Annotated in this window: 24 protein-coding genes; 4 read left to right on the top strand and 20 right to left on the bottom strand. The window is 68.2% G+C overall.

Annotated features, from left to right (window positions below; all coding sequences use genetic code 11):
* Position 1: 1 nt before the first annotated feature.
* The 12 genes from Q0W90_RS07820 to dxr all read right to left on the bottom strand — a co-directional run bounded on the left by Q0W90_RS07820 (position 2) and on the right by dxr (position 14,134).
* Positions 2-1,366, bottom strand: a complete 1,365-nt coding sequence (locus tag Q0W90_RS07820; protein WP_297773977.1) for an aldehyde dehydrogenase family protein — start codon at positions 1,364-1,366, stop codon at positions 2-4.
* Positions 1,363-2,127, bottom strand: a complete 765-nt coding sequence (locus tag Q0W90_RS07815; RefSeq protein ID WP_297599239.1) for a gamma-glutamyl-gamma-aminobutyrate hydrolase family protein — start codon at positions 2,125-2,127, stop codon at positions 1,363-1,365. Before Q0W90_RS07815 ends, Q0W90_RS07820 begins: the two co-directional genes overlap by 4 nt.
* Positions 2,108-3,502, bottom strand: a complete 1,395-nt coding sequence (locus tag Q0W90_RS07810) for a glutamine synthetase family protein (protein ID WP_297773975.1) — start codon at positions 3,500-3,502, stop codon at positions 2,108-2,110. The genes Q0W90_RS07815 and Q0W90_RS07810 overlap by 20 nt, the downstream gene beginning before the upstream one ends.
* Positions 3,503-3,522: 20 nt before the next feature.
* Positions 3,523-4,074 (bottom strand): alpha/beta hydrolase, encoded by a 552-nt coding sequence (locus Q0W90_RS07805; RefSeq protein WP_297599243.1) that lies wholly within the window; start codon positions 4,072-4,074, stop codon positions 3,523-3,525.
* Positions 4,075-4,226: 152 nt separating this feature from the next.
* Entirely contained in the window at positions 4,227-5,747 is a 1,521-nt protein-coding gene (locus tag Q0W90_RS07800; protein ID WP_297701034.1) for a cobyric acid synthase, read from the bottom strand.
* A 103-nt stretch (positions 5,748-5,850) separates the two neighbouring features.
* The gene (gene map / locus Q0W90_RS07795) at positions 5,851-6,708 is read right to left on the bottom strand and encodes a type I methionyl aminopeptidase (RefSeq protein ID WP_297701035.1); all 858 of its coding nucleotides are present in this window, start codon (positions 6,706-6,708) and stop codon (positions 5,851-5,853) included.
* Between the two features lie 31 nt (positions 6,709-6,739).
* The gene (locus tag Q0W90_RS07790) at positions 6,740-7,333 is read right to left on the bottom strand and encodes a DUF1707 domain-containing protein (RefSeq protein WP_297773971.1); all 594 of its coding nucleotides are present in this window, start codon (positions 7,331-7,333) and stop codon (positions 6,740-6,742) included.
* A gap of 170 nt (positions 7,334-7,503) precedes the next feature.
* On the bottom strand, positions 7,504-9,318 hold the full coding sequence (locus Q0W90_RS07785) for a penicillin-binding transpeptidase domain-containing protein (RefSeq protein ID WP_297599252.1): 1,815 nt from the start codon (positions 9,316-9,318) through the stop codon (positions 7,504-7,506).
* 171 nt (positions 9,319-9,489) lie between these two features.
* Positions 9,490-10,344, bottom strand: a complete 855-nt coding sequence (locus tag Q0W90_RS07780) for a GNAT family N-acetyltransferase (protein WP_297599254.1) — start codon at positions 10,342-10,344, stop codon at positions 9,490-9,492.
* A gap of 54 nt (positions 10,345-10,398) precedes the next feature.
* Positions 10,399-11,589 (bottom strand): flavodoxin-dependent (E)-4-hydroxy-3-methylbut-2-enyl-diphosphate synthase, encoded by a 1,191-nt coding sequence (gene ispG / locus Q0W90_RS07775; protein ID WP_297699969.1) that lies wholly within the window; start codon positions 11,587-11,589, stop codon positions 10,399-10,401.
* A 90-nt stretch (positions 11,590-11,679) separates the two neighbouring features.
* Positions 11,680-12,903: an RIP metalloprotease gene (locus tag Q0W90_RS07770; protein ID WP_297699968.1), complete on the bottom strand. Its 1,224-nt coding sequence runs from the start codon at positions 12,901-12,903 to the stop codon at positions 11,680-11,682.
* A 19-nt stretch (positions 12,904-12,922) separates the two neighbouring features.
* Positions 12,923-14,134: a 1-deoxy-D-xylulose-5-phosphate reductoisomerase gene (dxr, locus tag Q0W90_RS07765; RefSeq protein WP_297601950.1), complete on the bottom strand. Its 1,212-nt coding sequence runs from the start codon at positions 14,132-14,134 to the stop codon at positions 12,923-12,925.
* A gap of 120 nt (positions 14,135-14,254) precedes the next feature.
* Here dxr and Q0W90_RS07760 point away from each other — a divergent pair, with 120 nt between their 5' ends.
* Positions 14,255-14,509, top strand: coding sequence for a DUF2631 domain-containing protein (locus Q0W90_RS07760; protein WP_297601952.1), 255 nt, complete (start codon positions 14,255-14,257; stop codon positions 14,507-14,509).
* A gap of 17 nt (positions 14,510-14,526) precedes the next feature.
* On the opposite strand, the gene Q0W90_RS07755 is transcribed toward Q0W90_RS07760, so the two are convergent.
* From Q0W90_RS07755 to pyrH, 6 genes are all read right to left on the bottom strand, one after another.
* Positions 14,527-15,396 (bottom strand): cytochrome c biogenesis CcdA family protein, encoded by an 870-nt coding sequence (locus tag Q0W90_RS07755; RefSeq protein WP_297601954.1) that lies wholly within the window; start codon positions 15,394-15,396, stop codon positions 14,527-14,529.
* 4 nt (positions 15,397-15,400) lie between these two features.
* Positions 15,401-15,910, bottom strand: coding sequence for a protein disulfide oxidoreductase (locus Q0W90_RS07750; RefSeq protein WP_297773966.1), 510 nt, complete (start codon positions 15,908-15,910; stop codon positions 15,401-15,403).
* 58 nt (positions 15,911-15,968) lie between these two features.
* Entirely contained in the window at positions 15,969-17,063 is a 1,095-nt protein-coding gene (rlmN, locus tag Q0W90_RS07745) for a 23S rRNA (adenine(2503)-C(2))-methyltransferase RlmN (protein ID WP_297599526.1), read from the bottom strand.
* 33 nt (positions 17,064-17,096) lie between these two features.
* The gene (locus Q0W90_RS07740) at positions 17,097-18,026 is read right to left on the bottom strand and encodes a phosphatidate cytidylyltransferase (RefSeq protein WP_297599525.1); all 930 of its coding nucleotides are present in this window, start codon (positions 18,024-18,026) and stop codon (positions 17,097-17,099) included.
* Between the two features lie 32 nt (positions 18,027-18,058).
* Positions 18,059-18,616, bottom strand: a complete 558-nt coding sequence (gene frr / locus Q0W90_RS07735; RefSeq protein ID WP_067254696.1) for a ribosome recycling factor — start codon at positions 18,614-18,616, stop codon at positions 18,059-18,061.
* Positions 18,617-18,711: 95 nt separating this feature from the next.
* Positions 18,712-19,509 (bottom strand): UMP kinase, encoded by a 798-nt coding sequence (gene pyrH, locus Q0W90_RS07730; protein ID WP_297599524.1) that lies wholly within the window; start codon positions 19,507-19,509, stop codon positions 18,712-18,714.
* Positions 19,510-19,839: 330 nt separating this feature from the next.
* On the opposite strand from pyrH, the gene Q0W90_RS07725 reads away from it, so the two are divergent.
* Both Q0W90_RS07725 and Q0W90_RS07720 read left to right on the top strand, forming a co-directional pair.
* Positions 19,840-20,079 (top strand): CsbD family protein, encoded by a 240-nt coding sequence (locus Q0W90_RS07725; RefSeq protein ID WP_297599523.1) that lies wholly within the window; start codon positions 19,840-19,842, stop codon positions 20,077-20,079.
* A gap of 209 nt (positions 20,080-20,288) precedes the next feature.
* A complete protein-coding gene (locus Q0W90_RS07720; RefSeq protein ID WP_297599528.1) occupies positions 20,289-21,026 on the top strand; it encodes a response regulator transcription factor in 738 nt (245 codons plus the stop codon).
* 31 nt (positions 21,027-21,057) lie between these two features.
* Here the strand turns inward: Q0W90_RS07720 and Q0W90_RS07715 are convergent, their stop codons facing one another.
* Both Q0W90_RS07715 and Q0W90_RS07710 read right to left on the bottom strand, forming a co-directional pair.
* Positions 21,058-21,996 carry a lysophospholipid acyltransferase family protein gene (locus tag Q0W90_RS07715; protein WP_297599522.1) on the bottom strand — a complete coding sequence of 313 codons (939 nt, stop codon included), beginning with the start codon at positions 21,994-21,996 and terminating at the stop codon, positions 21,058-21,060.
* Positions 21,997-22,110: 114 nt separating this feature from the next.
* Entirely contained in the window at positions 22,111-22,713 is a 603-nt protein-coding gene (locus Q0W90_RS07710) for an MPT63 family protein (RefSeq protein WP_297599521.1), read from the bottom strand.
* A 581-nt stretch (positions 22,714-23,294) separates the two neighbouring features.
* Between Q0W90_RS07710 and Q0W90_RS07705 the strand changes: the two genes are divergently transcribed.
* Positions 23,295-23,510, top strand: a 216-nt coding sequence (locus Q0W90_RS07705) for an SDR family NAD(P)-dependent oxidoreductase (RefSeq protein ID WP_297773962.1), incomplete at its 3' end; no start/stop codon positions are given.

The raw sequence follows: 23,510 nt of genomic DNA, 5'->3' as shown, positions 1-23,510 counted from the left end.
CCTAATCCTCTCCGATCGCGATGAACACGTTCTTGGTCTCGGTGAAGTGCAACGGCGCATCCGGGCCCAGCTCGCGGCCCAGCCCCGACTGCTTGAAACCGCCGAACGGGGTGTTGAAGCGAACCGAAGAGTGCGAATTCACCGACAGATTCCCGGCTTCGAGCGCCCGGGACACGCGCAGGGCACGGGACAGATCGTCCGTCCAGATCGATCCGGACAGGCCGTAGGTGGTGTCATTGGCCAGCGTGATGGCGTCCTGCTCGTCGTCGAAGGCCAGCACCGTGACCACCGGGCCGAAGATCTCCTCGGTGACGCAGCGGTCGCTGCGTGGCGGGGTCAGAACCGTTGGTGGGAACCAGAATCCGCGGCCGGACGGCGCGCTGCCACGAAATGCGACCGGGGCACCGTCGGGCACGTAGGACGCCACCTTGGCGCGGTGCGCGGCCGACACCAGCGGGCCCATCTCGGTGTCCCGGGACGCGGGATCCCCGACGACGACACCTTTGACCGCGGGTTCGAGCAGCTCCATGAAACGGTCATAAACGCTGCGCTGCACCAGGATCCGGCTGCGGGCGCAGCAGTCCTGCCCGGCGTTGTCGAACACCCCGGCCGGGGCGGTCGCGGCGGCCCGCTCGAGATCGCAGTCGGCGAAGACGATGTTGGCGCTCTTGCCGCCCAGTTCCAGGGTCACCCGCTTCACCAGGGCGGCCGCCCCGCTCATCACCTGCTTGCCGACTTCGGTGGAGCCGGTGAACACGATCTTGGCGATGTCGGGATGTGTGACGAACCGCTTTCCGACCACCGCCCCCGGACCGGGCAGCACCTGGAGCAGGTCCCCGTCCAGCCCGGCCTGCACCGCCAGCTCGCCGAGCCGGATCGTGGTCAGCGGCGTCGCTTCGGCGGGTTTGACGAGCACGGCGTTGCCCGCGGCCAGTGCGGGCGCGAAACCCCAGGACGCGATGGGCATCGGGAAGTTCCACGGGGTGATCACACCGACCACGCCCAGCGGTTCGTTGAACGTGACATCCAGGCCGCCGGCCACCGGAATCTGCTTGCCGGACAATCGTTCCGGGCTGGCGGCGTAGTAGGTCAGCACGTCGCGGACGTGGCCCGCCTCCCACTCGGCCGCTGCGACGGGATGCCCCGAGTTGGCGACCTCGAGCGCCGCCAGCTCGTCGAGATGGGCGTCGACGGCCGCGGCGAAAGCCCTTAGGGCGGCGGCCCGTTCGGACGGGGGCAGCCGCGCCCAGCGCCGCTGCGCCGCCCGCGCCCGGCCCACCGCGTCGTCGACGGCCGCGGCGTCGACCTGCTCGACCGAGCGCAGCACCTCCTCGGTCGCCGGGTTGACCAGCTCCACGGCGCTCACCTCGGCTCACGTCCCGCATACGACCGGGCCGCGTCCACGATCGCGGCGAACAACCGCAAATCCTCCAGGGCCTGTTCCGGATGCCATTGCACGGCAAGCACAAACCTGTCCCCCGGTAGCTCGAGCGCCTCGACGACGCCATCGGGATCGGTCGCGCTGACCACCAGGCCGTCCCCGACCTTGTCGATGGCCTGATGGTGATAGCTCGGCGCGTCGGCGGACTCCCCGACCAGCGCGGCCAGCCGGGTGCCCGCCACCGTACGAACCGGCAGCCGGGTGAACACGCCGTTGCCGGCCCGGTGCCCGCCGTGGCCGAGCACGTCGGGCAGGTGCTGGTGCAGCGTGCCGCCGAGCGCGACGTTGAGCACCTGTGCGCCACGGCAGATCCCGAGCACCGGCAGCCCGCGCTCCAGCGCGCCGCGCAACAGCGCGAACTCCCAGACGTCGCGGTCGGTGCGGGGTTCATCGGTCGTCGGATGCGGCTGCTGGCCGTAGCTGGCGGGGTCGACGTCATATCCCCCGGTGATCACCAGGGCGTGCAGGCCGTCGAGCACCGAGCCGACGATCTCGGCATCCGCCGGCTGCGGGGGCAGCAACACGGCGATCCCGCCGGCCAGGATGACGCCCTCGAAGTAGTCGGCCGGCAGGTATCCGGCGGGGATGTCCCAGATGCCGGTCCGCACGCGCTCGAGATACGTCGTCAGGCCCACCACCGGGCGGCTCACGTCGCCCTTTTCCGACCTACAGGCGTTCAAAACCACGCATCCTCTCCCAGTCGGTGACCGCCGCGTTGAACGCCGCCAACTCCACGCGGGCGTTGTTCAGGTAGTGGTCGACAACGTCGTCACCGAACACCTCCCGCGCGAGCGTGGAGCGCTCGAAGACCCCGGCCGCCTCGGCCAGGGTGGCGGGCAGCCGCTCGACGCCGGGGGCGTGGTAGGCATTTCCCACGTAGGGCGCCGGTAGCTCGAGGCCCCGTTCGATACCGTACAGACCGCCGGCGACGATCGCCGCCACCGCCAGATACGGGTTCACGTCGCCGCCGGGCACCCGGCACTCGACCCGGATGTTGGGCCCGTGGCCGACCACCCGCAGCGCGCAGGTGCGGTTGTCCAAGCCCCAGGACAGCGCGGTGGGCGCAAAACTACCGTCGGCGAATCGCTTGTAGGAGTTGATGTTCGGCGCATAAAACAGCGTGAATTCGCACAGGGTGGTCAGCAGGCCGGCCAGGAAACCGCAAAACGTCGACGACATGCCGTGCGGGCGGCCGGGGTCGGCGAACACCGCGTCGCCCTGCCGGTCACGCAGCGACAAGTGAACGTGACAGCTGTTGCCTTCTCGCTCATCGTATTTCGCCATGAATGTCAGGCTTTTTCCATGCTGGTCGGCGATCTCCTTGGCCCCATTCTTGTAGATGACGTGGTTGTCGCAGGTGACCAACGCCTCGTCGTAACGGAAGCCGATTTCCTGCTGCCCCCTGTTGCATTCGCCTTTGACGGCCTCGAATTGCATTCCCGCGCCGACCATCCCGCGCCGGATATCGCGCAGCAGCGGCTCCATGCGTGACGACGCCGCGATCGCATAGTCGATGTTGTAGTCACTGGCCGGGGTCAGCCCACGGTACCCGTCGGCCCACGCCTGGCGATACGGCTCGTCGAACACCATGAATTCCAGCTCGGTCGCGGCGTCGGCGATCAGCCCGCGCTGGGCCAGCCGGTCGAGCTGACGGCGCAGGATGGCCCGTGGCGACACGGCGACCGAGCCGCCGTCGGCCCAGCCCACGTCGGCGATCACCAACGCCGTCCCGGCCAGCCAGGGAATGCGCCGCAGGGTCGACAGATCGGGCCTGGCCACCGTGTCGCCGTATCCGGTGTCCCAGCTCGACATCGCATAGCCGCTCACGGTGTTCATGTCGACGTCGACCGCGAGCAGATAGCCACAGCACTCGGCGCCGTGGACGGCCACGTCGTCGACGAACAGTTGCGCGGCCACCCGCTTGCCGACCAGGCGTCCCTGCATGTCGGGGAACGCGACGATGACCGTGTCCACCGCGCCGCTGTCCACCAGCCGTTGCAGGGCGGTCACCGACAGCATCGCGACATCGGGATCGGTCACGGCGCCATCTTCGGAGGCCATGACCGCCAGTCAACCAGGCGTTACCAAGTACTGGTGCGCAAAATGATCTCGGCGGCCAATTGCGCCGTCGACTCCTGCACGGTGCGCCGTCCCAGGTGCACCACCCGGTAGTCGGCGTAGACGTACCGCTGGCTGGCCTGGGCCACCGCCCGGGCGGCCGGCGAGCTGACCAACACCGTCGTGCCGATCTCCACCGGCGGGCAGTGTCCGTCGCGAATGGCGCCGTCGCGATCGCCGGCCCGCGGATGCCCGCGGTCGATCACCACCAGTCCGACGAACCGGCCCAGCCGGGTTGCCGTCAGTTCCCACGCGAGGTCGCCGCCGGCGCGGTCGCCCATGACGACGGCCCAGCCGATTCCCAGCGCGTCGAGAATGCCGATCACCGACTTGGGGGTCAGCCGCGGATCAAATCCGATGACGACCGTCCGAAGCGATGCGGTGTGCAGGCGCTCGCAGACCGCGTCATACGCCGCGGGGGCGCGCTCCTCGTCGCCCAAGATGACGACGACGACGCCCGCCTCCGGACCCGCCGCGACCACCGGGACTCCGAACCCCTCCAGGGTGGTCATCATCGAGGACACCCCAGCACGCTAACCCAAACGGCATGGGCGCGCGACGATTCTGAGGCATGTGATACAGGGACACAGTTTCCCACGGCATCATATGACGGAGCTTTGACCGCGCCGTCAACAGCGACGTTCACGTCGCGGTACCGGCCAATGTCCTATGGGCACAACCGGCTTGCGAGATACGGTCGCGGCGGCGACCGGCCGTCGAGCAAGCCGAGGACGGCGTCGACGTCCAGGTGGGCGGCCAGCAGGTCGGCGGCGAGATCGAGTTGGGCGTCGCGCCGGGCGGCGACGTCGGTGTCGTCGTCGACCACGAAGCCGCGCCGGCCGGCCGCGACGGCGACCCGGGTGAGCCACGCACGACGGAAATCGTCGTTGTCGAGCAAGCCGTGCCAATGCGTCCCAAAGACCGCGCCGCGCACCAGACCCTGCGGGTGCGGATCGTCGCCCGATTCGAACCAGCTCTGCTCCGCGCAGCGGGCGACCCGCCCGTGATGGATTTCGTATCCGCTCAGGGGGCGATCGATCCGACGTTGCCAGCGGCGCAAGGTCTTGGCCGGATGGAAGGCGATGTCGGCGTCCAGCAACCCCAGCCCCGGCACGTCACCGGTGCCGGATTCCACCGGATCGTCGATGCGACGGCACAGCATCTGAAATCCCCCGCAGATCCCCAGCACCGGCTTGCCGGCCCGGGCGTGCGCGATGATCGCCTCGGCCAGGCCGTGTTCCCGCAACCAGGACAGGTCGGCGACGGTGGCTTTGCTGCCGGGGATGACGATCAGGTCGGTATCGGAAACGTCGGCGGGGCCGGTGACCCAGCGCACCAACACGCCCGGTTCACATGCCAGCGCCTCGACGTCGGTGGAATTCGAAATCCGGGGCAGCCGGACCGCGGCCACCCGCAACCACTCGTCGCCGCGTGGCGGGGCGGGGGTGCCGATGACGCGGTGCGCGACCACCGACAGCGAGTCTTCGGCGTCCAGCCACAGCTCGTCGGCATACGGCAGCACCCCGTAGGTGGGCCGCCCCGTCATGGCGTGCAACTGGCGCAATCCCGGCTCGAGCAGCGCGGGATCACCCCGGAATTTGTTGACGATGAAACCGGCGATCAGCGCTTGGTCGTCGGGCTCGAGCACCGCGACCGTACCGAACAGGTGCGCGAGCAGTCCGCCGCGGTCGATGTCGCCGACCAGGACCACCGGCAGGCTCGCGGCCCTGGCCAATCCCATGTTGGCCAAGTCCGTGGCGCGCAGGTTGATTTCGGCGGGAGAGCCCGCCCCCTCACAGATCACCGCGTCGAATTCGTCTCGCAGAGAAGTCAACTCGTCGAGAACGATGGAAGCGAGCCGGTCACGGTGCCGCACATAGCTTTTCGCGCTGACCGACTCGGCGACCCGGCCCTTGATCACGAGTTGCGAAGTGCGGTCACTGCCCGGTTTGAGCAGAATAGGGTTGAACCGCACGCTGGGTTCCAGCCCCGCCGCGCGGGCCTGAATCGCCTGGGCGCGGCCAATTTCACCGCCCTCGACGGTGACCACGGAGTTGTTGGACATGTTCTGCGCCTTGAACGGGGCGACCCGGATCCCGCCGCGGGCCAGCAACCGGCACAGGGCCGCCACCACCACCGATTTCCCGGCGTCGGAACTGGTGCCGGCGACCAGCAGGGCCCCGCTCACCTCCTTGTGGCGAGCAGTCCCCCGCAAGCGGGAGGTGCCCCCAGCAGAATCGCATGGTTTCCCTCCGCGAAATGCGATTCTCTGTCTGCTCGCGGCGGGAGCCTCATGGCAGCGTGAGGATTTCGACGCCGGTGTCGGTGACCAGCAGGGTGTGCTCGAACTGCGCGGTCCACTTGCGGTCCTTGGTGACCACCGTCCAGCCGTCGTCCCAGATCTCGTAGTCCAGGCCGCCAAGGTTGATCATCGGTTCGATGGTGAACGTCATGCCCGGCTGCATGATGGTCGACACGGAGGGCTGGTCGTAGTGCAGGACGACCAGGCCGTTGTGAAACGTGGTGCCGATGCCGTGACCGGTGAAGTCGCGAACGACGTTGTAGCCGAACCGATTCGCATACGACTCGATGACGCGGCCGACGACCGACAGGGCACGCCCCGGCTTGACGGCGTTGATGGCGCGCATCGTCGCCTCCCGGGTTCGCTCCACGAGCAGCCGGTGTTCTTGCGCGACGTCGCCCGCCAGGAACGTGGCGTTGGTGTCGCCGTGCACCCCGTCGATGTAGGCGGTCACGTCGATGTTGACGATGTCACCGTCGGCGATCACCGTCGAGTCCGGGATGCCGTGGCAGATAACCTCGTTGAGCGACGTGCAACACGACTTCGGGAAGCCCTTGTAGCCCAGCGTCGACGGGTAGGCGCCGTGGTCGACCATGTACTCGTGGGCGATCCGGTCGAGCTCGTCGGTGGTCACCCCCGGCGCGACCGCCTTGCCCGCCTCCACCAGCGCGCGCGCCGCGATGCGGCCGGCGACCCGCATCTTCTCGATCACCTCCGGCGTCTGCACCCACGGCTCGCTGCCCTCCTGGGCCGTGGCCTTGCCGACGTATTCCGGGCGCGGGACGCGGCCGGGCACCGGCAGAGTCGGGGACAACTCTCCGGGGGAAAGCGCGGTGCGAGCGGGCATGCGACCAGCTTAACTGCGGTCCCCGGCCCGTTCAGAGTCGCTGGCGGCGCAACAGCGAGCGGCGCGGTCCCCGGATGATCACCGAGCCGCACACCACCCGCCCGGTCAGCACGACGTGCGGCCTGCCCTCGCCGGGTGGGTCTTTGCGGCGGTCGCTGGCGCTGCCCACGTAGACCTCGACGTCGTCGATCGACGCGCTGGCGCCCTCGGGCAATCGCATCTCCACCGAGCCGAATCGCATGTCCAGTTCGACGACCACCACCGGCCCGGCGAACCGGGCCTTGGTGAGGTCGAGGTCCACCGAGCCCAGCCGGCGGACCAGCGCCAGGCGGGACGGGACCGTCCATTCGCCGTGCCGCTTCAGCGAGCCCGCCCAGCCGCGCAGCTCCACCCGGTCGGCGGCGGAAGTGACGATGGCGCCCGGTCCCGGCAGATCGCCGACCAGACCGTCCAGCTCACCGCGCGTGCGCGCGTAGGACACTTGCGACGAGCGCTGCTCGAACTCGTCGATATCGATCAGCCCGAGCGCGACGGCGTTGTGCAGTCGCCGCATCGTGCCGTTTCGGTCGGCGTCGGAGACACGCAGTGACACAGGGGCCACCATGTCGCCACCGGTATCCGTCATGCTCGCAATTTACCGCTGATGCGGGCCGGGTGACCCGGCGCTGGTGGCGATCGCAAGCGCGGCCGTGGTGATCGCAAGCGCGGCCGTGGCGATCGCAAGCGCGGCGTAGCCGGGCGAAGCGGGTCGCCACTAGAGGGCGTAGCCGGGCGAAGCGGGTCGCCACTATCGGACTAGGCCAGAAAGTCCGGCGGCAGCGATTCGAGCATCACCTTGGTCATCCGGACGGCGTATTCCGAGCTACCACCCCCGACGATCAGCGCCGCGAACGCCAGATCGCCGCGGTAGCCGGCGAACCAGGAATGCGACCCGCCGGGAAACTCGGCCTCACCGGTCTTCCCGTACACCTCGCCGCAGCCGGCGATCTCCTTGGCGGTCCCGTTGGTCACCACCAGCCGCATCATGGGCCGCAGCGCGTCAACCATCTTCGGGCTGATCGGCGTGGTGTCGCCCTGGACGGCCGTCTGCCGGCCCGCGATCAGTTGCGGCACGGGCGTCTTGCCGGCGGCGACCGTCGCCGCCACCATCGCCATGCCGAACGGACTGGCCAGCACCTTGCCCTGGCCGAAGCCGTCCTCGGTCCGCTCGGCGAGGTCCACCGTCGGCGGCACCGACCCAGTCACCGTCGTGAGGCCATCGATCTGATAGTCCAGCCCGATCCCGTAGCGGGAGGCCGCCTGGGTCAGGCCGCGCGGCGGCATCTTGCTGCTGAGCTCGGCGAAGGTGGTGTTGCACGAACTCGCGAACGCCCGCGACATCGGCACCACCCCGAGATCGAAGCCGCCGTAGTTGGGGATGGTGCGGTGCCCGATGTCGAGACGGCCCGGGCAGCCCAGCATGGTGTTGGGGGTGGCCATGTCACGTTCGACGGCCGCGCCCGCGGTGACCATCTTGAACGTCGACCCGGGCGGGAACAGCCCGGTGGTGGCCGGCAGGCCGTCGGCGTCGGCGCCCGTGTTCTGCGCGATCGCGAGGATCTCCCCGGTCGACGGCTTGATCACCACGATCATCGCCTTGCCGCCGCGGGTGTCCACCGCATGCTGAGCGGCGTTTTGCACCGCCCGGTCCATGGTGAGCGACACCGACGGCGCCGGTGAGCCCTCGACCTCGTGCAGCACTTCGACCTCGACGCCGTTCTGGTTGACGCTCACCACCCGCCAGCCCGCCTCGCCGTCGAGTTGGTCCACCACGGCGTTCTTCACCGCGGAGATGACCGCCGGCGCGAAGTGCGGGTCGGTGGGCAGCATTTCGGGTTGAGGTGTGACCACGATGCCGGGCAGTCGGCCGATCGCCGGGAACACCTTGTCGTTGTCGTCGGGGTGCAGCGTCACCCCCAGCTCCACCGGATGGGGCGTCGAACTGGCCTGCTCGGCCAGCAGTTGCGGGTCATTGAGCGCACCGTTGAAGGGGTGCAGCACGTCGACCACCGCGTGCGCGGTGCCGATCAGCGCGGGTCCGGCCTGGGTGGCGTCCAGCGTGTAGTGGTACAGGTAGCCCGGCACCAGCACGTCGCTGCCGCCGAGTTCGTTCACCGAGGCGCGCCGCGGCCGATCCGCGCGCAGCGCGAACGTTTGGTGCTCGCCCAGTTTGGCGTGCAGCGCGCTGGTGGTCCACCGCACCCGCCAGCGCCCCTCGTCGCGTGCCATCTTCAGCTGGCCGTCATAGCTCCAGATCCGGTTTTTGGGCAGGTGCCAGGCGAAGCGATAGCCGACCGTGCCGGTGTCCTCGGCGTACTTGGCGTTGAGGACCTGCGCGTCGAGGTGGGTCGCCTGCAGGCCGGACCAGGCCGCGTTGAGTGCCTCGCGCGCGTCGTTGGGGCTGTCGCTGAGCTGAGCGGCCGTCGCGGTGTCGCCGACGGCCAGCGCGCGGAAGAACTTCTCCGCGGCCGGTCCCGGGCCGTCGGGCCGCGGTGTGCACCCGGAGAGCGCGATGACCGCGACGAGCAGCAGGCCTGAAACGGATGAGGCCGCTGTTGTTCTAGTTACCATCGATGCTGATGTTATGAGCTGTGGCCTGAACAGCGGCGCCGCCACACCGAGATCGAACCGTTATGCGTGGCCAAGGCGGCTCCCTTGGGCCGAATGTGCGGGCAGCCGCACCTTCAGCGCCGAATGTGCGGCCAGCCGCACACTCGCGCGGGCCGGCCCGCAACTAGGGCGTCAGTCGAGCAGCACCGTCGCGAAGGTGCCGATCTCGGCAAAGCCGACGCGGGCGTAGGCAGCGCGCGCCACCGCATTGAAGTCGTTGACGTAGAGGCTGGCGGTCCGCCCGGTGCCGACGATCACCGCGGCGACCGTGGCGGTACCGGCGGTCCCCAGGCCCAGGCCTCGCCACTCCGGGTGCACCCACACCCCCTGGATTTGGCCCACCCCCGGGGACTGCGAGCCCACCTCCGCCTTGAAGACGACCTGGCCGCGCTCGAACCGCGCCCAGGCGCGCCCCGACGTGATGAGGCTGGCCACCCGTCGCCGGTACCCGCGACCACCGTCCCCGATCCGCGGGTCGACGCCCACCTCGCCGATGAACATGTCGACGGCGGCCACCAGGTAGGCGTCGAGCTCCTCGGGCCGGACTTGGCGCACCGCGGTGTCGATGTCACAGCTCGGGTAGGTGGACAACGCCAGCAGCGGCTGGTGATCGCGGACGTCGCGGGCCGGGCCCCACGCCGCCTCGAGCCGCTCCCACATCGGCATCACCAGGTCGGCCCTGCCGACCAGTGACGAGCAGCGCCGCGTCCCGCGCATGGCCTCGTCGGCAAACGCGCCCAGATCGGCCGGCGCGCCGCGCAGCGGGATCAGGTTGGCGCCGGCGAAGCACAGCGATTCGTCGGCCCCCCGCAGCGTCCACAGTTCTCCGCCGATCGAATTGGGGTCGATGCCGTGGTCCGCCACGCGGGCCGCGACCATGCACGATGCGACGGGATCGTCCTCGAGCACCCGCCAGACCGCGGCCGCATCACGCACCACGGACACCCGTCGCTCGCCGACTAGGCGGAAAAGGGGCGGAGCCGACATGGGGCGAACTCTCTGTGGTGCGAACTCAGGGCTAACGCAGGGCGCTGGCGTTTATCAGCTTACGGTCACAATCGGCGAACCGCTCGATGTTGTGTCCGGTCCGTGATCGCCGCTCACCTCTGCACCCATTGCCCCTCCCATTTCCGAGGCGAGCCGCAGGGCCTCCTCGATCAACGTCTCGACGATCTGGGATTCGGGCACGGTCTTGATCACTTCGCCGCGAACGAAGATCTGCCCCTTGCCATTTCCCGATGCGACGCCGAGGTCGGCCTCGCGGGCCTCCCCCGGGCCGTTGACGACGCAGCCCATCACGGCGACCCGCAGCGGGACGTCGAGACCCTCCAGGCCCGCGGAGACGGCGTTGGCCAGGGTGTAGACGTCGACCTGCGCGCGACCGCACGACGGACACGACACGATCTCCAGCCCACGCGGCCGCAGGTTCAGCGACTCGAGGATCTGGTTGCCGACCTTGACTTCCTCGACCGGTGGCGCCGACAGCGACACCCGGATGGTGTCGCCGATCCCGCGCGACAGCAGCGCGCCGAAGGCGACCGCGGACTTGATGGTGCCCTGGAACGCGGGACCGGCCTCGGTGACGCCGAGGTGCAACGGGTAGTCGCACTGCTGCGCCAGTTGCTCGTACGCGGCGACCATCACCACCGGGTCGTTGTGCTTGACGCTGATCTTGATGTCGCCGAAGCCGTGCTCCTCGAACAACGAGGCTTCCCACAGCGCGGACTCGACCAGCGCCTCGGGGGTGGCTTTGCCGTATTTCTCCATGAACCGCTTGTCCAGCGAGCCGGCGTTGACCCCGATGCGGATCGGAATGCCGGCGGCGCCGGCGGCCTTGGCGACCTCGCCGACGCGGCCGTCGAATTCCTTGATGTTGCCCGGGTTCACCCGCACCGCGGCACATCCCGCGTCGATGGCGGCGAAGATGTATTTCGGCTGGAAGTGGATGTCGGCGATCACCGGGATCTGGCTGTGCCGGGCGATCTCGGCCAGCGCGTCGGCGTCCTCCTGACGCGGGCAGGCCACCCGGACGATGTCACAGCCGGCCGCGGTCAGCTCTGCGATCTGTTGCAGTGTGGTGTCGACGTCATGGGTCTTGGTGGTGCACATCGACTGCACCGAAATCGGATGGTCGCTGCCCACCCCGACGTCGCGGACCATCAGTTGGCGCGTTTGCCGCCGGGGTGCAAGCGTGGTTGCCGGGGCGTCCGGCATGCCCAGGCCAATGGTCATTTGCGCTGCTCCTCATGCCCTCTCGAGATCGCACTGCCCTGCCTATCGTCGCCAGCGCGGGTCACTGTGTTGATTCCTTCGGTTCGTTGGTTACTGGAAGAGTCGGATCGGGTTGACCAGATCGGCGGTCACGGTCAGCAGCATGTAGCCGACCACGAACACCAGCACGACGTACGTCGCGGGCATGAGTTTGAGGTAGTTCACCGGAGCGGCCGCGACCATGCCCCGGGCCGACCGGATCAGGTTGCGGACCTTTTCGAACATCGCGATCGCGATGTGCCCGCCATCGAAGGGCAGCAGCGGCACCAGGTTGATCGCCCCCAGGATGAGGTTCAGCTGGGCCAGGAAGAACCAGAACGCCACCCACAGTCCGTGGTCGACGGTGTCGCCGCCGATGATGCTGGCCCCGACCACGCTCATCGGCGTCTGCGGGTCACGCTGACCGCCGCCGATGGCGTGCATCAGCGCGCCCACCTTGGTCGGGATCGTGACAAGCGCCTTGCCCACCTCGACGGTCAGGTCCCCGGCAAACGTCAGGCTGCCCGGGATCGCGGAGAACACCCCGTACTGCGTCGGGCCGACTCTGACGGCACCCACGCCGATCGCGCCGACCGTCGAGGCCTGGGGTTGACCGCCCTGCCCTTCGGCCCCGTTGGTCAGGTAGCGCTGGGTGGGCGTGACGTTGACATAGGTGGTGATGGGGGTGCCGTCGCGCTCGGCGACGATCGGCACGTTGCCGTGCACCTTGCGGATGGCGGCGGCCATCTCCTCGAAGGTCGACACCGGGGTGTTCCCCACCTTGACGATGACGTCGCCGGGGCGGATTCCGGCCAGCGCCGCCGGCCCCGGCCCGGTGCAGTCCGCGATCTTGCCCGGTGCCACTTCCGGTGCCACACAAGCGGTTTCGCCGACCACCGCCTTGGTCTGGGGGTGCAGGTCCGGCAGTCCCCAAATCAGCGCGATGACGTAGAGCAGCACCAGGCAGATGACAAAGTTGGCCGCGGGGCCGGCGAACAGCACCGCGATCCGCTTCCAGGCCGCCTGCTTGAACATGGCACGGTCGGTCTCGTCGGGCATCAGCTCCTCGACCGAGGTCATGCCGGCGATGTCGCAGAAGCCGCCCAGCGGCACGGCTTTGAGGCCGTACTCCGTTTCGCCGCGCCGGGTCGACCACAACGTGGGGCCGAAACCGACGAAATAGCGGCGCACCTTCATGCCGGTGGCGCGCGCAACCCACATATGACCGCACTCGTGCAGGGCCACCGAGATCAGGATGGCCAGGGCGAACAGCACAATGCCGATGACGAACATCATTAGGCTGCGAGGACCTTTCTCACACCACTCCGGAGGCCTTAGCCGACAATTTGGCGGGCCGTGCTTGTGCGACAGCACGCTGCGCCCGCTCCCGTGCCCAGCGCTGCGCATCGAGTACCTCATCCACGTTAGCGGGTGAGACGGCCCATTGGTCGGCGGCGTGCAGCACGTCGGCGATGGTTTTGACGATGGCGCCGAATCCGATCCGGCCCGCCAGGAACGCCCCGGCCGCCTCCTCGTTGGCGGCGTTGTAGACGGCGGTCATGCAGCCGCCGGTCTGACCCGCATGCCGGGCCAGCTCGACGGCGGGGAAAACGTCGGTGTCCAGCGGCTCGAATTCCCAGCTAGACGCGGTGCTGAAGTCGCAGCAGGCGGCCGCCCCGGGGACCCGGTGCGGCCAGCCCAGGGCCAGCGAAATCGGCAGCTTCATGTCCGGCGGGCTGGCCTGGGCGAGGGTCGAGCCGTCGACGAAGGTGACCATCGAATGAACAATCGACTGGGGGTGCACGACCACCTCGATGCGGTCATAGGGGAGGCCGAACAGCAGGTGGGTCTCGATGAGCTCGAGCCCCTTGTTGACCAGCGAGGCCGAGTTCAGCGTGTTCATCGGGCCCATCGACCACGTCGGGTGGGCGCCGGCCTGCTCGGGGGTGACGTCCTCGAGCTGCGCGGCGGTCCAGCCGCGGAACGGGCCGCCGGAGGCGGTGAGGACCAGCTTGGCGACTTCGTCGGGGGTCCCACCGCGCAGGCATTGGGCCAGCGCGGAATGTTCGGAGTCCACCGGCACGATCTGGCCGGGCGTGGCCGCCCTGAGCACCAGCGGACCACCGGCGATCAACGATTCCTTGTTGGCCAGCGCCAGCCGGGCGCCCGACTCCAGCGCGGCCAGTGTTGGCCGCAGGCCGAGCGCGCCCACCAGCGCATTGAGGACGACGTCGGCCTCGGTCTCCTGGACCAGGCGGGTCACCGCTTCGGGTCCGTGGAACGGGATGTCACCGGCCCGCTGCGCCGCCCGTTCGTCCGCGACCGCGATGTTGGTCACACCGGTGGCGGCGCGCTGATGCAACAGCGTGTCCAGGTTCGCGCCGCCCGCGGCCAGCCCGACCACTTCGAAGCGGTCCGGATTGGCCGCTATCACGTCCAGCGCCTGCGTACCGATCGAGCCGGTACTGCCCAGCACCAGCACGCGCAAGCGGCCCGGGTTTTGCCCGTCGGTCGTCGGGTTGGTCACCCATTCATTGTGCCGCCCGACACCGACCGGGGCCATGATGCGGCCATGCCCGCGAGCCCGGCTGCGGGTTGTGCCAGAATTTGGGTTCGTCAAGCCGATCCGATCCGAAAGGGATTCGCCGTGGCCAGTACCGAGGTGGAGCACTTCACCGGCGTCGACACCGTCGAGGTGCCGTCGGCCCCGTGGGGTTGGAGCCGAATCAATCACCGGACCTGGCACATCGTCGGCCTGTGCGCCTTGGGGTTTTTGCTGGCGATGCTGCACGGCAACCACGTCGGCCATGTCGAGGACTGGTTCCTGATCGTGTTCGCGGCGCTGGTTCTCGTCGTCTTGATCCGCGACCTGTGGGGCCGCCGGCGCGGCTGGATCAGGTAGCGACCACCCCGTTTGCCCTAGCGTCGCGCCCGGCGATACCACGCGCTGCCGATCACGGCGACCGCCAACGCGAGCACGGCCATCGCCCACGGCCATAGTCCGTGCTGATGCACCCAGCCGGCCATCGCGCCCTGCAGGCGCCCGGCCGCGATGATCACCGCGTCCTGTGGGTTGGCGCCCGCACCGAACAGGCGCACCTCGTAGCTGCCGTAATACGCCACGTACAGCCCCACCAGCACCAGCAGCGCGCCACCGACCCGGTTGACGAATGGCAGGATCCGGCGCAACCGATCCACCATCGCGGTGCTCGCCGTCGCCGCGGCGACGGCGAGCACACCGACGACCAGGGTCAGCCCCGCGCTGTAGGCGAGGTAGATCGCCACACCGGTGACAACCGATCCCCCGCGCAGGCCGGCGGCGGTGACGGCCAGAAACGGTCCGATGGTGCACGACAGCGAGGCGATCGCATAGCTGACGCCGTACCCGTACATGGACCCCAGCCGCGCGGTGGGAGCCCACCGCGGGCCCAGCGGCCGCGGGGTCAGGGCGGACAGCGCCCGGCCCGACAGCAGCCATACGCCGAGCGCGATCAGCACCACGCCGACGACCACGGTGGCGTACGGCAGGAACCGCTGCACGGTCGCGCCCGCCGATACGGTCAGCGCGCCGAACACGCCGAACACCGTCAGGAAGCCCAGCGCCATCCCCACGGTGGCCGCCGCCGCCCGGCCGGCGGCCGCCACCGCCGACGACACCCCCGAGCGTTCGCCGGGCCGCCCGCCGCGCACCACCAGCAGTAGGTAGGCGGGCAGCATGGCAAACCCACACGGGTTCAGCGCGGCCACCAGTCCGGCGGCGAAGGACAGGCCGACCAGCCCTTGGTCCACCGAGTCAGGACCTCAGGGCTGAGACGCGGTCGGAAAGCTCCTGCTCTGACATCGCCGAGGTCGGGTTGTTGACGAACGTCGAGGTGCCGTCCGCACGGTAGAACACGTAGGCGGGCTGCCAGGGGACGTTGTAGCGCGCCCAGATGGAGCCGTCGGCGTCGTTGAGGTTGGTGAAGTTCAGGTGGTACTTGGAGACGAAGTTCAGCATCGCGTCCACGTCCGAGTGCGCGGCGACGCCGACGAAGGTGACACCCGGGTTGGCGGCCGCGACCCGGTTGACAGCCGGGGCCTCGGCGTTGCAGAACGGGCAGAACGGCGCCCAGAACCACAGCACCGCGGGCTTGCCCTGCAAACTGGCGCCATTGAACGGCGCGCCACTCAGGGTCGTCCCGGTGAATTGCAGTCTGTCGTCAGCGGCCAGCGCGCGTGGTGCGTTGCCCACGCCGACGATCAACGCGGCGGCGACCAGCACCGCGGCAAACGCTTTGTTCAGGGCTGACAAGCGAATACTCATGGCACACCTCAATTTGGCGGAGTTATGCCCTACTCGACGGGACAGGCCACCGTCGGGTTCACCCGCCTTCGGCGGCCAGCTGTCCACAGGCGGCGCTGATCTCCCGCCCGCGCGTATCACGCACCGTGCAGGAGACCCCCTTGGCGCGGACCCGCCGGACGAACTCCCGCTCGACCCCCTTGGGGCTGGCGTCCCACTCACTGCCCGGCGTCGGGTTGAGGGGAATCAGGTTCACGTGCACCAACGGTCCAAGCGCGCGATGCAGCCGCTGTCCCAAAAGGTCTGCGCGCCAAGGCTGGTCGTTGACGTCACGGATCAACGCGTACTCCACCGACACCCGCCGGCCCGTGACGTCGGCGTAATACCGTGCGGCGTCGAGGGCCTCGGCGATCTTCCACCGGTTGTTGACCGGCACCAGTGTGTCGCGCAGTTCGTCGTCGGGCGCGTGCAGCGACAGCGCCAGCGTCACCGCGAGCCCTTCGTCGGCGAGTTTGCGGATCGCGGGGGCCAGGCCCACCGTCGACACCGTCACCGAACGGGCCGAAATACCGAAACCGTCGGGCGGCGCGGCGACGATGCGGCGCACCGCGGCCACCACCCGCGCGTAGTTGGCCAGCGGCTCCCCCATGCCCATGAAGACCACGTTGGACAGCCGATCGCCGAAGTCGTCGCGCAGCGCCGCGGCGCCGGCGCGCACCTGCTCGAGAATCTCGGCCGTCGACAGGTTGCGGCTCAACCCGCCCTGACCGGTCGCGCAGAACGGACACGCCATGCCGCAGCCGGCCTGCGACGAGATGCACACCGTGTTGCGTTGCGGATAGCGCATCAACACCGACTCCACGGTGACCCCATCGAGGGCCCGCCACAACGTCTTTCGAGTCTGACCGGCATCACAGGCCACCTCGGAGGCCGCAGTGAGCAGGATCGGGAACATCGTGTCGGCGATCGCGTCGCGCAGGCCCGCCGGTAGGTCGGTCATCTGCCGCGGGTCGGCGATCAGGCGGCCGTAGTACTGATGCGCCAGTTGCTTGGCCCGAAACGCGGGCAAGCCCAGCTCCGCGACGGCGGACGCGCGGCCGTCCGCGTCGAGATCGGCCAGATGCCGCGGCGGCTTGGCGGGGCGCGGCTCGGAGAAAACCAATTGTTGGACCATGACCCGTCCAGTATCGGTCACGCCGAGACCGACCTAGGGAACGAGTGTCAATACCGTCCAGGCCGCGACCGCCGAGGGCAGCACGCCGTCGAGCCGGTCCATCAGCCCGCCGTGCCCGGGGAGCAGCCGCCCCATGTCCTTGATGCCGAGGTCGCGCTTGACCTGCGACTCCACCAGATCACCCAGCGTGCAGGTGACCACCAGGACGACACCCAGGAGAGCCCCTAGCCACGGGGGTTTGCCCGCCAGCAAGGTCGCGGTCAGGATCGCCGCGGTGATCCCCAACACCAAAGATCCGGCGAATCCCTCCCAGGACTTCTTGGGACTGATCGCCGGGACCATCGGGTGCTTGCCGAACAACACCCCGACGGCATAGCCGCCGACATCGGACGCGACGGCGGTGATCATCAGGCAGAACACCCGTCCGGCACCGTCGTGCGGGTAGACCAGCAGCACTCCGAAGGAAGCGAACAGCGGCACCCAGGCGGCCAGGAAAACGGTGGCCGAGGCGTCCCTGAGGTAGTTTGCCGACGAAGAGCCGCCGAACGCCTCGGGCCGTGCGGTGTTGTCCCGCATGAACAGCCGCCACACGTTGCAGACCACCACGGTGGCGCCGAAGCCCGCCAGCGCGCCGGCGGCGTGGAAAGGCCAGGTCAGCCAGACGGTGACCTGGCCGCCGACGAGCAGCGGGATGACGGGGATGACATATCCGGCTTCGCGCAATCGCCGAACGACTTCGTGGGTCGCCACCAGGATGGCGAGCGCGACGATGCCAACCCAGAAGCGCGGCGCATACACCAGCGTCACGATGAGGACGCCGCCGATGCCGGCGCCCACCGCGATCGCGGCGCGCAGGTCGCGTCCGGCCCGCGAGGTCTTCTCGCCCGGCTGCTCGATCGCGTTCTTAGAAGCAGGATCCGGCTCGTCGGGCGGGGTGCCTGCGCCGGGATCTGAGGTGGCCACGGACCGGAATCAACTTAGCTGCCGAGCGGTCGCTAGACCTCCAGCAGCTCGCCTTCTTTGTGCTTGACCAACTCTTCGATCTGGGTGGTGTACTGATGCGTGGTCTTGTCCAGATCCTTTTCGGCCCGGCCGACCTCGTCCTCGCCGGCCTCGCCGTCCTTGCGGATGCGGTGCAGCTCCTCCATCGCTTTGCGCCGGATGTTGCGCACCGAGACCTTGGCGTCCTCCCCCTTGCTCTTGGCCTGTTTGACCAGTTCCCGGCGGCGTTCCTCGGTGAGCTGAGGTACCGCCACCCGGATGAGGGTGCCGTCGTTGGTGGGGTTGACGCCCAGGTCGGAGTTGCGGATCGCCGTCTCGATCGCGCCCACCTGGCTGGCCTCGTAGGGCTTGATCACCACCAGGCGCGCCTCGGGCACGTTGATGCTGGCCAGTTGGGTGATGGGGGTACTGGAGCCGTAGTAGTCGATCACGATCCGCGAGAACATGCCCGGGTTGGCGCGCCCGGTTCGGATGGTTGACAAGTCGTCACGGGCAACCGCTACGGCCTTCTCCATTTTCTCTTCCGCGTCGAAGAGAGCCTCGTCTATCATTTGCGCCGCTCCTCTCCCCCGCAAGCGGGAGGTGCCCCCACATCACTCTTGTGCTCTGGATCGTCGCCACCGCGGATCATGCGCGCCGCCTTCCCTCAGGTGGTGACCAGAGTCCCGATCTTCTCACCCGCGACCGCGCGGGCGATATTGCCATTGGTCAGCAGGTTGAACACCAGGATCGGCATGCCATTGTCCATGCACAGGCTGAACGCGGTGGCATCGGCCACTCGTAGCCCGCGGTCGATGACCTCACGATGACTGATCGCGGTGATCAATTCGGCCTCGGGATGCTGCCGCGGATCCGCGGAGAAGACGCCATCGACTGCCTTGGCCATCAACACCACCTCGGCGCCGATCTCCAAAGCGCGCTGCGCGGCGGTGGTGTCGGTGGAGAAGTACGGCAGTCCCATGCCGGCGCCGAAGATCACCACCCGCCCCTTTTCCAGGTGGCGCACGGCGCGCAAGGGCAGATAGGGCTCGGCGACCTGGCCCATGGTGATCGCGGTCTGGACGCGGGTGACGATTCCTTCCTTCTCCAGGAAGTCTTGCAGCGCGAGGCTGTTCATCACCGTGCCCAGCATGCCCATGTAGTCCGAACGGGTGCGTTCCATGCCGCGCTGCTGAAGCTGCGCGCCCCGGAAGAAGTTGCCGCCGCCGATCACGACGGCGACCTGGACGCCGCCGCGGACCACCTCGGCGATCTGTTGCGCCACCTGTGCCACGACATCGGGATCCAAACCGACCTGGCCGCCGCCGAACATTTCCCCGCCGAGCTTGAGCAGCACTCGCGAGTACCTGGCCCGGGTCGGCGGCTGGCCGGAAGCCAGACCATTCGTCGGCTCCTGCCTCGGAGCCGCCGGGCCGGCGACGTGGGGCTCCCTGGACTCCGTCATCAGACTCCTCGCATGAGAGTGCCATCCCGGGGCGATCTCATCCGGAACGGCATTTCACATCCTGCCTCATCGCAGCACACCGCGGCATCGGTGGGGTGCATTATGCGCACAGTTGGCATGCCGGGGCGATTTCGAGTCTCCCGGTACCGGATCATCTCGACACCGGGCGCGGCGTTTGAGCCATGGACGGCATGGGAATCCGCTACAACGCGGTGAGATATGCGGTCTTGAGCAACAAGGACCGGCTTCGCCGCGTGACCGGGTCGATCGCTCGCGATCGTCGTTGAGCGTGGATCGCTCAAAGTACGCCAACGAGGAGGAATGGATCCAATGGCGGATGAAAACAAGTCGGGACCCGCAGAAGCGGTGAAGGGCGTCGTCGAGGACGTCAAAGGTAAGGCCAAGGAGGCCGTAGGCGCGGTGGCCGGTCGCGATGACCTCACGCGTGAGGGTCAGGCGCAGCAGGACAAGGCCGAAGCGCAACGCGACGCGGCGAAGAAGGAAGCCGAGGCCGAAGCCGCACGCGGCGGCGCCAAGGCGGCCGAGGAGCGCCAGAAGTCCAACCAGTAAGCCTGCTGGGAAAGATGGGTCCGGTCCGTGAAAATGGGCCGGGCCCATCGACTTTCTCCGCTAGGTGCGGCGGCCTGAGTTTGCATAGCTTTGCCATGGTTTTCCGGCGAGTGGGTATTCACGCGTAGCACTGCCGGACATCTCACGCGAGGCGCCTGCGGACCGGGGGGAACGTAGGGACCTCACGAGGTTTGGAGATGTCGTTGGACATGCCGTTGGACATTGTGGTGCTCACCGATGAGGCTGATTTCGAATCGGCCCTACCGGATTTGGCCACGTTCGTCTTCCCCGTGCGCACGACGCTCAGCGCGCACACCGACGGGCATTGCGCCACTGCCGACGTGGCGATCATCGATGCGCGCAGCAACGTGGCGGCGGCCCAGGCGGTCAGCCGTCGACTGGCGACCGACAATCCCGCTACCGCGGTGGTGGCCCTGGTCGCGCCGGCGGATTGCGCGGCGGTTGACGGGGACTGCAATTTCGACGATGTGATGCTTCCCGGCACCGGCGCGGAAGAGCTGCGGGCACGGTTGCGTCTGGCGGTCGGCCGCCGCCGTGGCACCGTCGACGGCACACTGAAATTCGGCGACCTTCTCCTGCATCCGGCCAGCTTCACCGCCGCGCTGGACGGCCGTGATCTGGACCTGACGCTCGCCGAGTTCAAATTGCTGAACTTCCTTGTGCTGCATGCCGGTCAGGCGTTCACGCGGACTCGCCTGATGCAGGAGGCTTGGGGCTATGACGGCAACGGCCGGGTCCGTACCGTCGACGTTCACATTCGACGTCTGCGCGCCAAGCTCGGAACCCGGCACGAATTCATGGTCGGCACCGTCCGTGGAGTCGGCTACCGAGCGGCGACGCCACCGCGACCGCAATGGGTCGTCGCTGATTCGGCGCTGACGCCCGGTGCGATGCCGCCGTTGCGGTCGAATCAGTCCGCACCCTGATAGCTACGGCCGCAATCCTTTTCGCTGAGGATCACCCGAATAGCGGGAACGCGCGCTTGCGTGCGAGCGCATCCATGCCCTCCTGGATGGAATCCTGCACCTCATGGTATTTGCGGTCGATATATTCCTCGTCCTCCACCCGAGCGGGATCGTGGTCGAGTTCTACCGCGGGCATGAAGCGCGTCCTGATCTTTGCCGGCAGCGGCAGCTGCGGAAGTGCCGCCGGCGCGATCCCCCAGGGCAGCGAGATCGCCAGCGGGAACACCTTGAGCCGCAGTAAACGGTCCAGTTGCAAGGCTTTTGACAGTCGGTCGCCGCGGATCAGTACCGGCATCGCGTCGGCCCCGCCGACGGTGGCGATGGGCACGATCGGCACCCCGGCCCGGATCGCCATCTTGACGAAGCCCGTCCGCCCCGCGAGGTTCGCACGATCGCGTTCGGTCCACGGGCGCAGCGAGTCCACTTCCCCGCCGGGCCACAGCGCCACATCACGCCCTTCAGCCAAGGCGGTGGCGATCGCATCCGGAGCGGCCGGGAGAACACCCATGGACCGGAAGTAGCGCCCGAACAACGGGATTGCCATCAACGCGTCATGCGCCGTCCCATGTAGGGCGCGGTCCTGCCCGAACCGTCGCCACCATTGCAGACCGACCGTCCAGGCGTCCCAGACGAACGGGGCCCCGGAGTGGATCCCGACCAACAGCGCCGGCGGTGATTCCGGAATGTTCTCCCAACCATCGATCTCCATTCGAAACCAGTAGTCCACCAGCACATTCCATAGATACTTCTGTCGCTGCAAAGTGGCCTCGTCCTGGCCGGAGAGATCCCATCGACCGGCGCGCTCGGCGACCCAGCCGCTCAGGCCGCCGCTGCGTTGGCTACGCCGCTCCGCCATCGCCGCGCGTGTTTGTTCGGCATTCCGTTGCGCTTGTTCGCGCACGTCCGATGGTCTGTGGTCCGGATTGCTCATGAATGCCGGATACCCGGTTCCGGCACGCCCAATGCCCCACCTAGGAAAAACTCTGCCCACCTGGGAAAAAACTCCCCGCACCATCCGGGGGTGCGGGGAGTTTTTGCGGCCGGATCAAGCGGTGGGCGCCGACGCAGGCGGCGCACCCGGGGCCGGGCTGTTCGGTGCGCCAGGCGCCGGGCTGTTCACCGCACCAGGCGCCGGGCTGTTCACCGCACCAGGCGCCGAGCCGCCCTCCATGTTCGACGTCCAGATCAGAATGTCTTGCATTCCGTCGTTGTAGACGACGCCGTTAGGGGGCGCGCCGGTCACGTCGAAATACAGCGTGCCGGTCGACTCGCTGCCCTGCGGGATCGGAGCGGGGTTCAGTCCGTTCGGAGTCCCGACCTTGTCGATCACCCGGTAGTTCTGACCATTGGGGCCGCGGGCGATGAAGTCGTTGACCATCGGGGTGACGAGCCCGGCATCCGACCGGGCGCTGATGTCCGCCTGGTAGAGCGTGCCCTTAGGCGTGTAGCCCGGGATGGTGACGTTGCTGGGCTGCAGGTTGCTCACGGTGTAATTGGTGATCAGGGCCCCGTCCACGAGTTGTTCGCTGGTGCCGAATCCCTGAATGTTGGGCGGTGGCGAAGCAAAAGCCGGCGCCGCGGCGAAAACACTCACAGCCGCAATCCCGGCAGCGGCAGCTGTCTTAACAGCCGTCTTGGTGACCTTCATTGTCCATTCCTTTCGTAACGCACAATCGCCCCCCGTCAAGGGCATGCGGATATACGCAGCGAAATAGCCATCCGGCTACGGCTTTAAACATGCGCGCCCCGCTGCATGCCAATATCCGGTCCGCTGGCTGCTGAAATGCGGTTGTTTTCGCCGACATCTCTTGGGTAACAGCTCTTAACACCTGTATCACCGCTAACACCGGGCGGTCGCGATTAAGCCGTGCGCCGCCGGGTAGTCGGTGCGCTAAGGCGTTCCCCGGCACGCAGCAGCGAGGGCGCGGGGCGAGAGATCCGCGAAGAGGCGATCGGGTGCAATGTGGCAACTCTAAGCACAGCTCAGGGAAGACGACGAGCTCGAGCACGAATTGGAAGGCACTGTTCGCGGCAATCGATCCAGCGGCAGCGCGCAGTGGCGGAACCCCGGGCCGCCGGCCGACGACGATCCGGATGTCCCGACCGCCGGCCCGGCCAGGCCCGGCCCGAACTGTAAGGCGGGAAGAAGCCGTCGCCGCCCGGAGAAACGTTTGCCCGGCCGGCCTCTGAATGGCAAAGCGATCTTTCGAGCAACGCAAAGGAAATCACATGGGTTTTACCGCGCAGCAACAATCCGTTCCGGGCGTGCAGGCCCAGATGGATCCGATTCCCGACTGTGGTGAAAACACTTACCAGGGCTCGGGAAAACTCCTCGGAAAAAAGGCGATCATCACCGGCGGCGACAGCGGCATCGGGCGCGCCGTCGCGATCGCCTTCGCGCGGGAGGGCGCCGACGTGCTGATCGCGTATCTCAACGAGGACGAC

Origin of the sequence: Mycobacterium sp. (assembly GCF_025933915.1) — a bacterium.
Lineage (GTDB): Bacteria > Actinomycetota > Actinomycetes > Mycobacteriales > Mycobacteriaceae > Mycobacterium.
This window is presented reverse-complemented; position numbering and strand designations above follow the sequence as displayed.

Excerpts from the sequence above, each read along its gene's own strand:
- Q0W90_RS07805 (WP_297599243.1), bottom strand. The coding sequence starts at position 4,074 with ATGATGACCACCCTGGAGGGGTTCGGAGTCCCGGTGGTCGCGGCGGGT.
- Q0W90_RS07770 (WP_297699968.1), bottom strand. The coding sequence starts at position 12,903 with ATGATGTTCGTCATCGGCATTGTGCTGTTCGCCCTGGCCATCCTGATC.
- Q0W90_RS07810 (WP_297773975.1), bottom strand. The coding sequence starts at position 3,502 with ATGGCCTCCGAAGATGGCGCCGTGACCGATCCCGATGTCGCGATGCTG.
- frr (WP_067254696.1), bottom strand. The coding sequence starts at position 18,616 with ATGATAGACGAGGCTCTCTTCGACGCGGAAGAGAAAATGGAGAAGGCC.
- Q0W90_RS07780 (WP_297599254.1), bottom strand. The coding sequence starts at position 10,344 with ATGTCGGCTCCGCCCCTTTTCCGCCTAGTCGGCGAGCGACGGGTGTCC.
- Q0W90_RS07785 (WP_297599252.1), bottom strand. The coding sequence starts at position 9,318 with ATGGTAACTAGAACAACAGCGGCCTCATCCGTTTCAGGCCTGCTGCTC.
- ispG (WP_297699969.1), bottom strand. The coding sequence starts at position 11,589 with ATGACCATTGGCCTGGGCATGCCGGACGCCCCGGCAACCACGCTTGCA.
- rlmN (WP_297599526.1), bottom strand. The coding sequence starts at position 17,063 with ATGGTCCAACAATTGGTTTTCTCCGAGCCGCGCCCCGCCAAGCCGCCG.
- Q0W90_RS07725 (WP_297599523.1), top strand. The coding sequence starts at position 19,840 with ATGGCGGATGAAAACAAGTCGGGACCCGCAGAAGCGGTGAAGGGCGTC.
- Q0W90_RS07710 (WP_297599521.1), bottom strand. The coding sequence starts at position 22,713 with ATGAAGGTCACCAAGACGGCTGTTAAGACAGCTGCCGCTGCCGGGATT.
- Q0W90_RS07715 (WP_297599522.1), bottom strand. The coding sequence starts at position 21,996 with ATGAGCAATCCGGACCACAGACCATCGGACGTGCGCGAACAAGCGCAA.
- Q0W90_RS07790 (WP_297773971.1), bottom strand. The coding sequence starts at position 7,333 with ATGACGGATACCGGTGGCGACATGGTGGCCCCTGTGTCACTGCGTGTC.
- map (WP_297701035.1), bottom strand. The coding sequence starts at position 6,708 with ATGCCCGCTCGCACCGCGCTTTCCCCCGGAGAGTTGTCCCCGACTCTG.
- pyrH (WP_297599524.1), bottom strand. The coding sequence starts at position 19,509 with ATGACGGAGTCCAGGGAGCCCCACGTCGCCGGCCCGGCGGCTCCGAGG.
- Q0W90_RS07750 (WP_297773966.1), bottom strand. The coding sequence starts at position 15,910 with ATGAGTATTCGCTTGTCAGCCCTGAACAAAGCGTTTGCCGCGGTGCTG.
- Q0W90_RS07720 (WP_297599528.1), top strand. The coding sequence starts at position 20,289 with ATGCCGTTGGACATTGTGGTGCTCACCGATGAGGCTGATTTCGAATCG.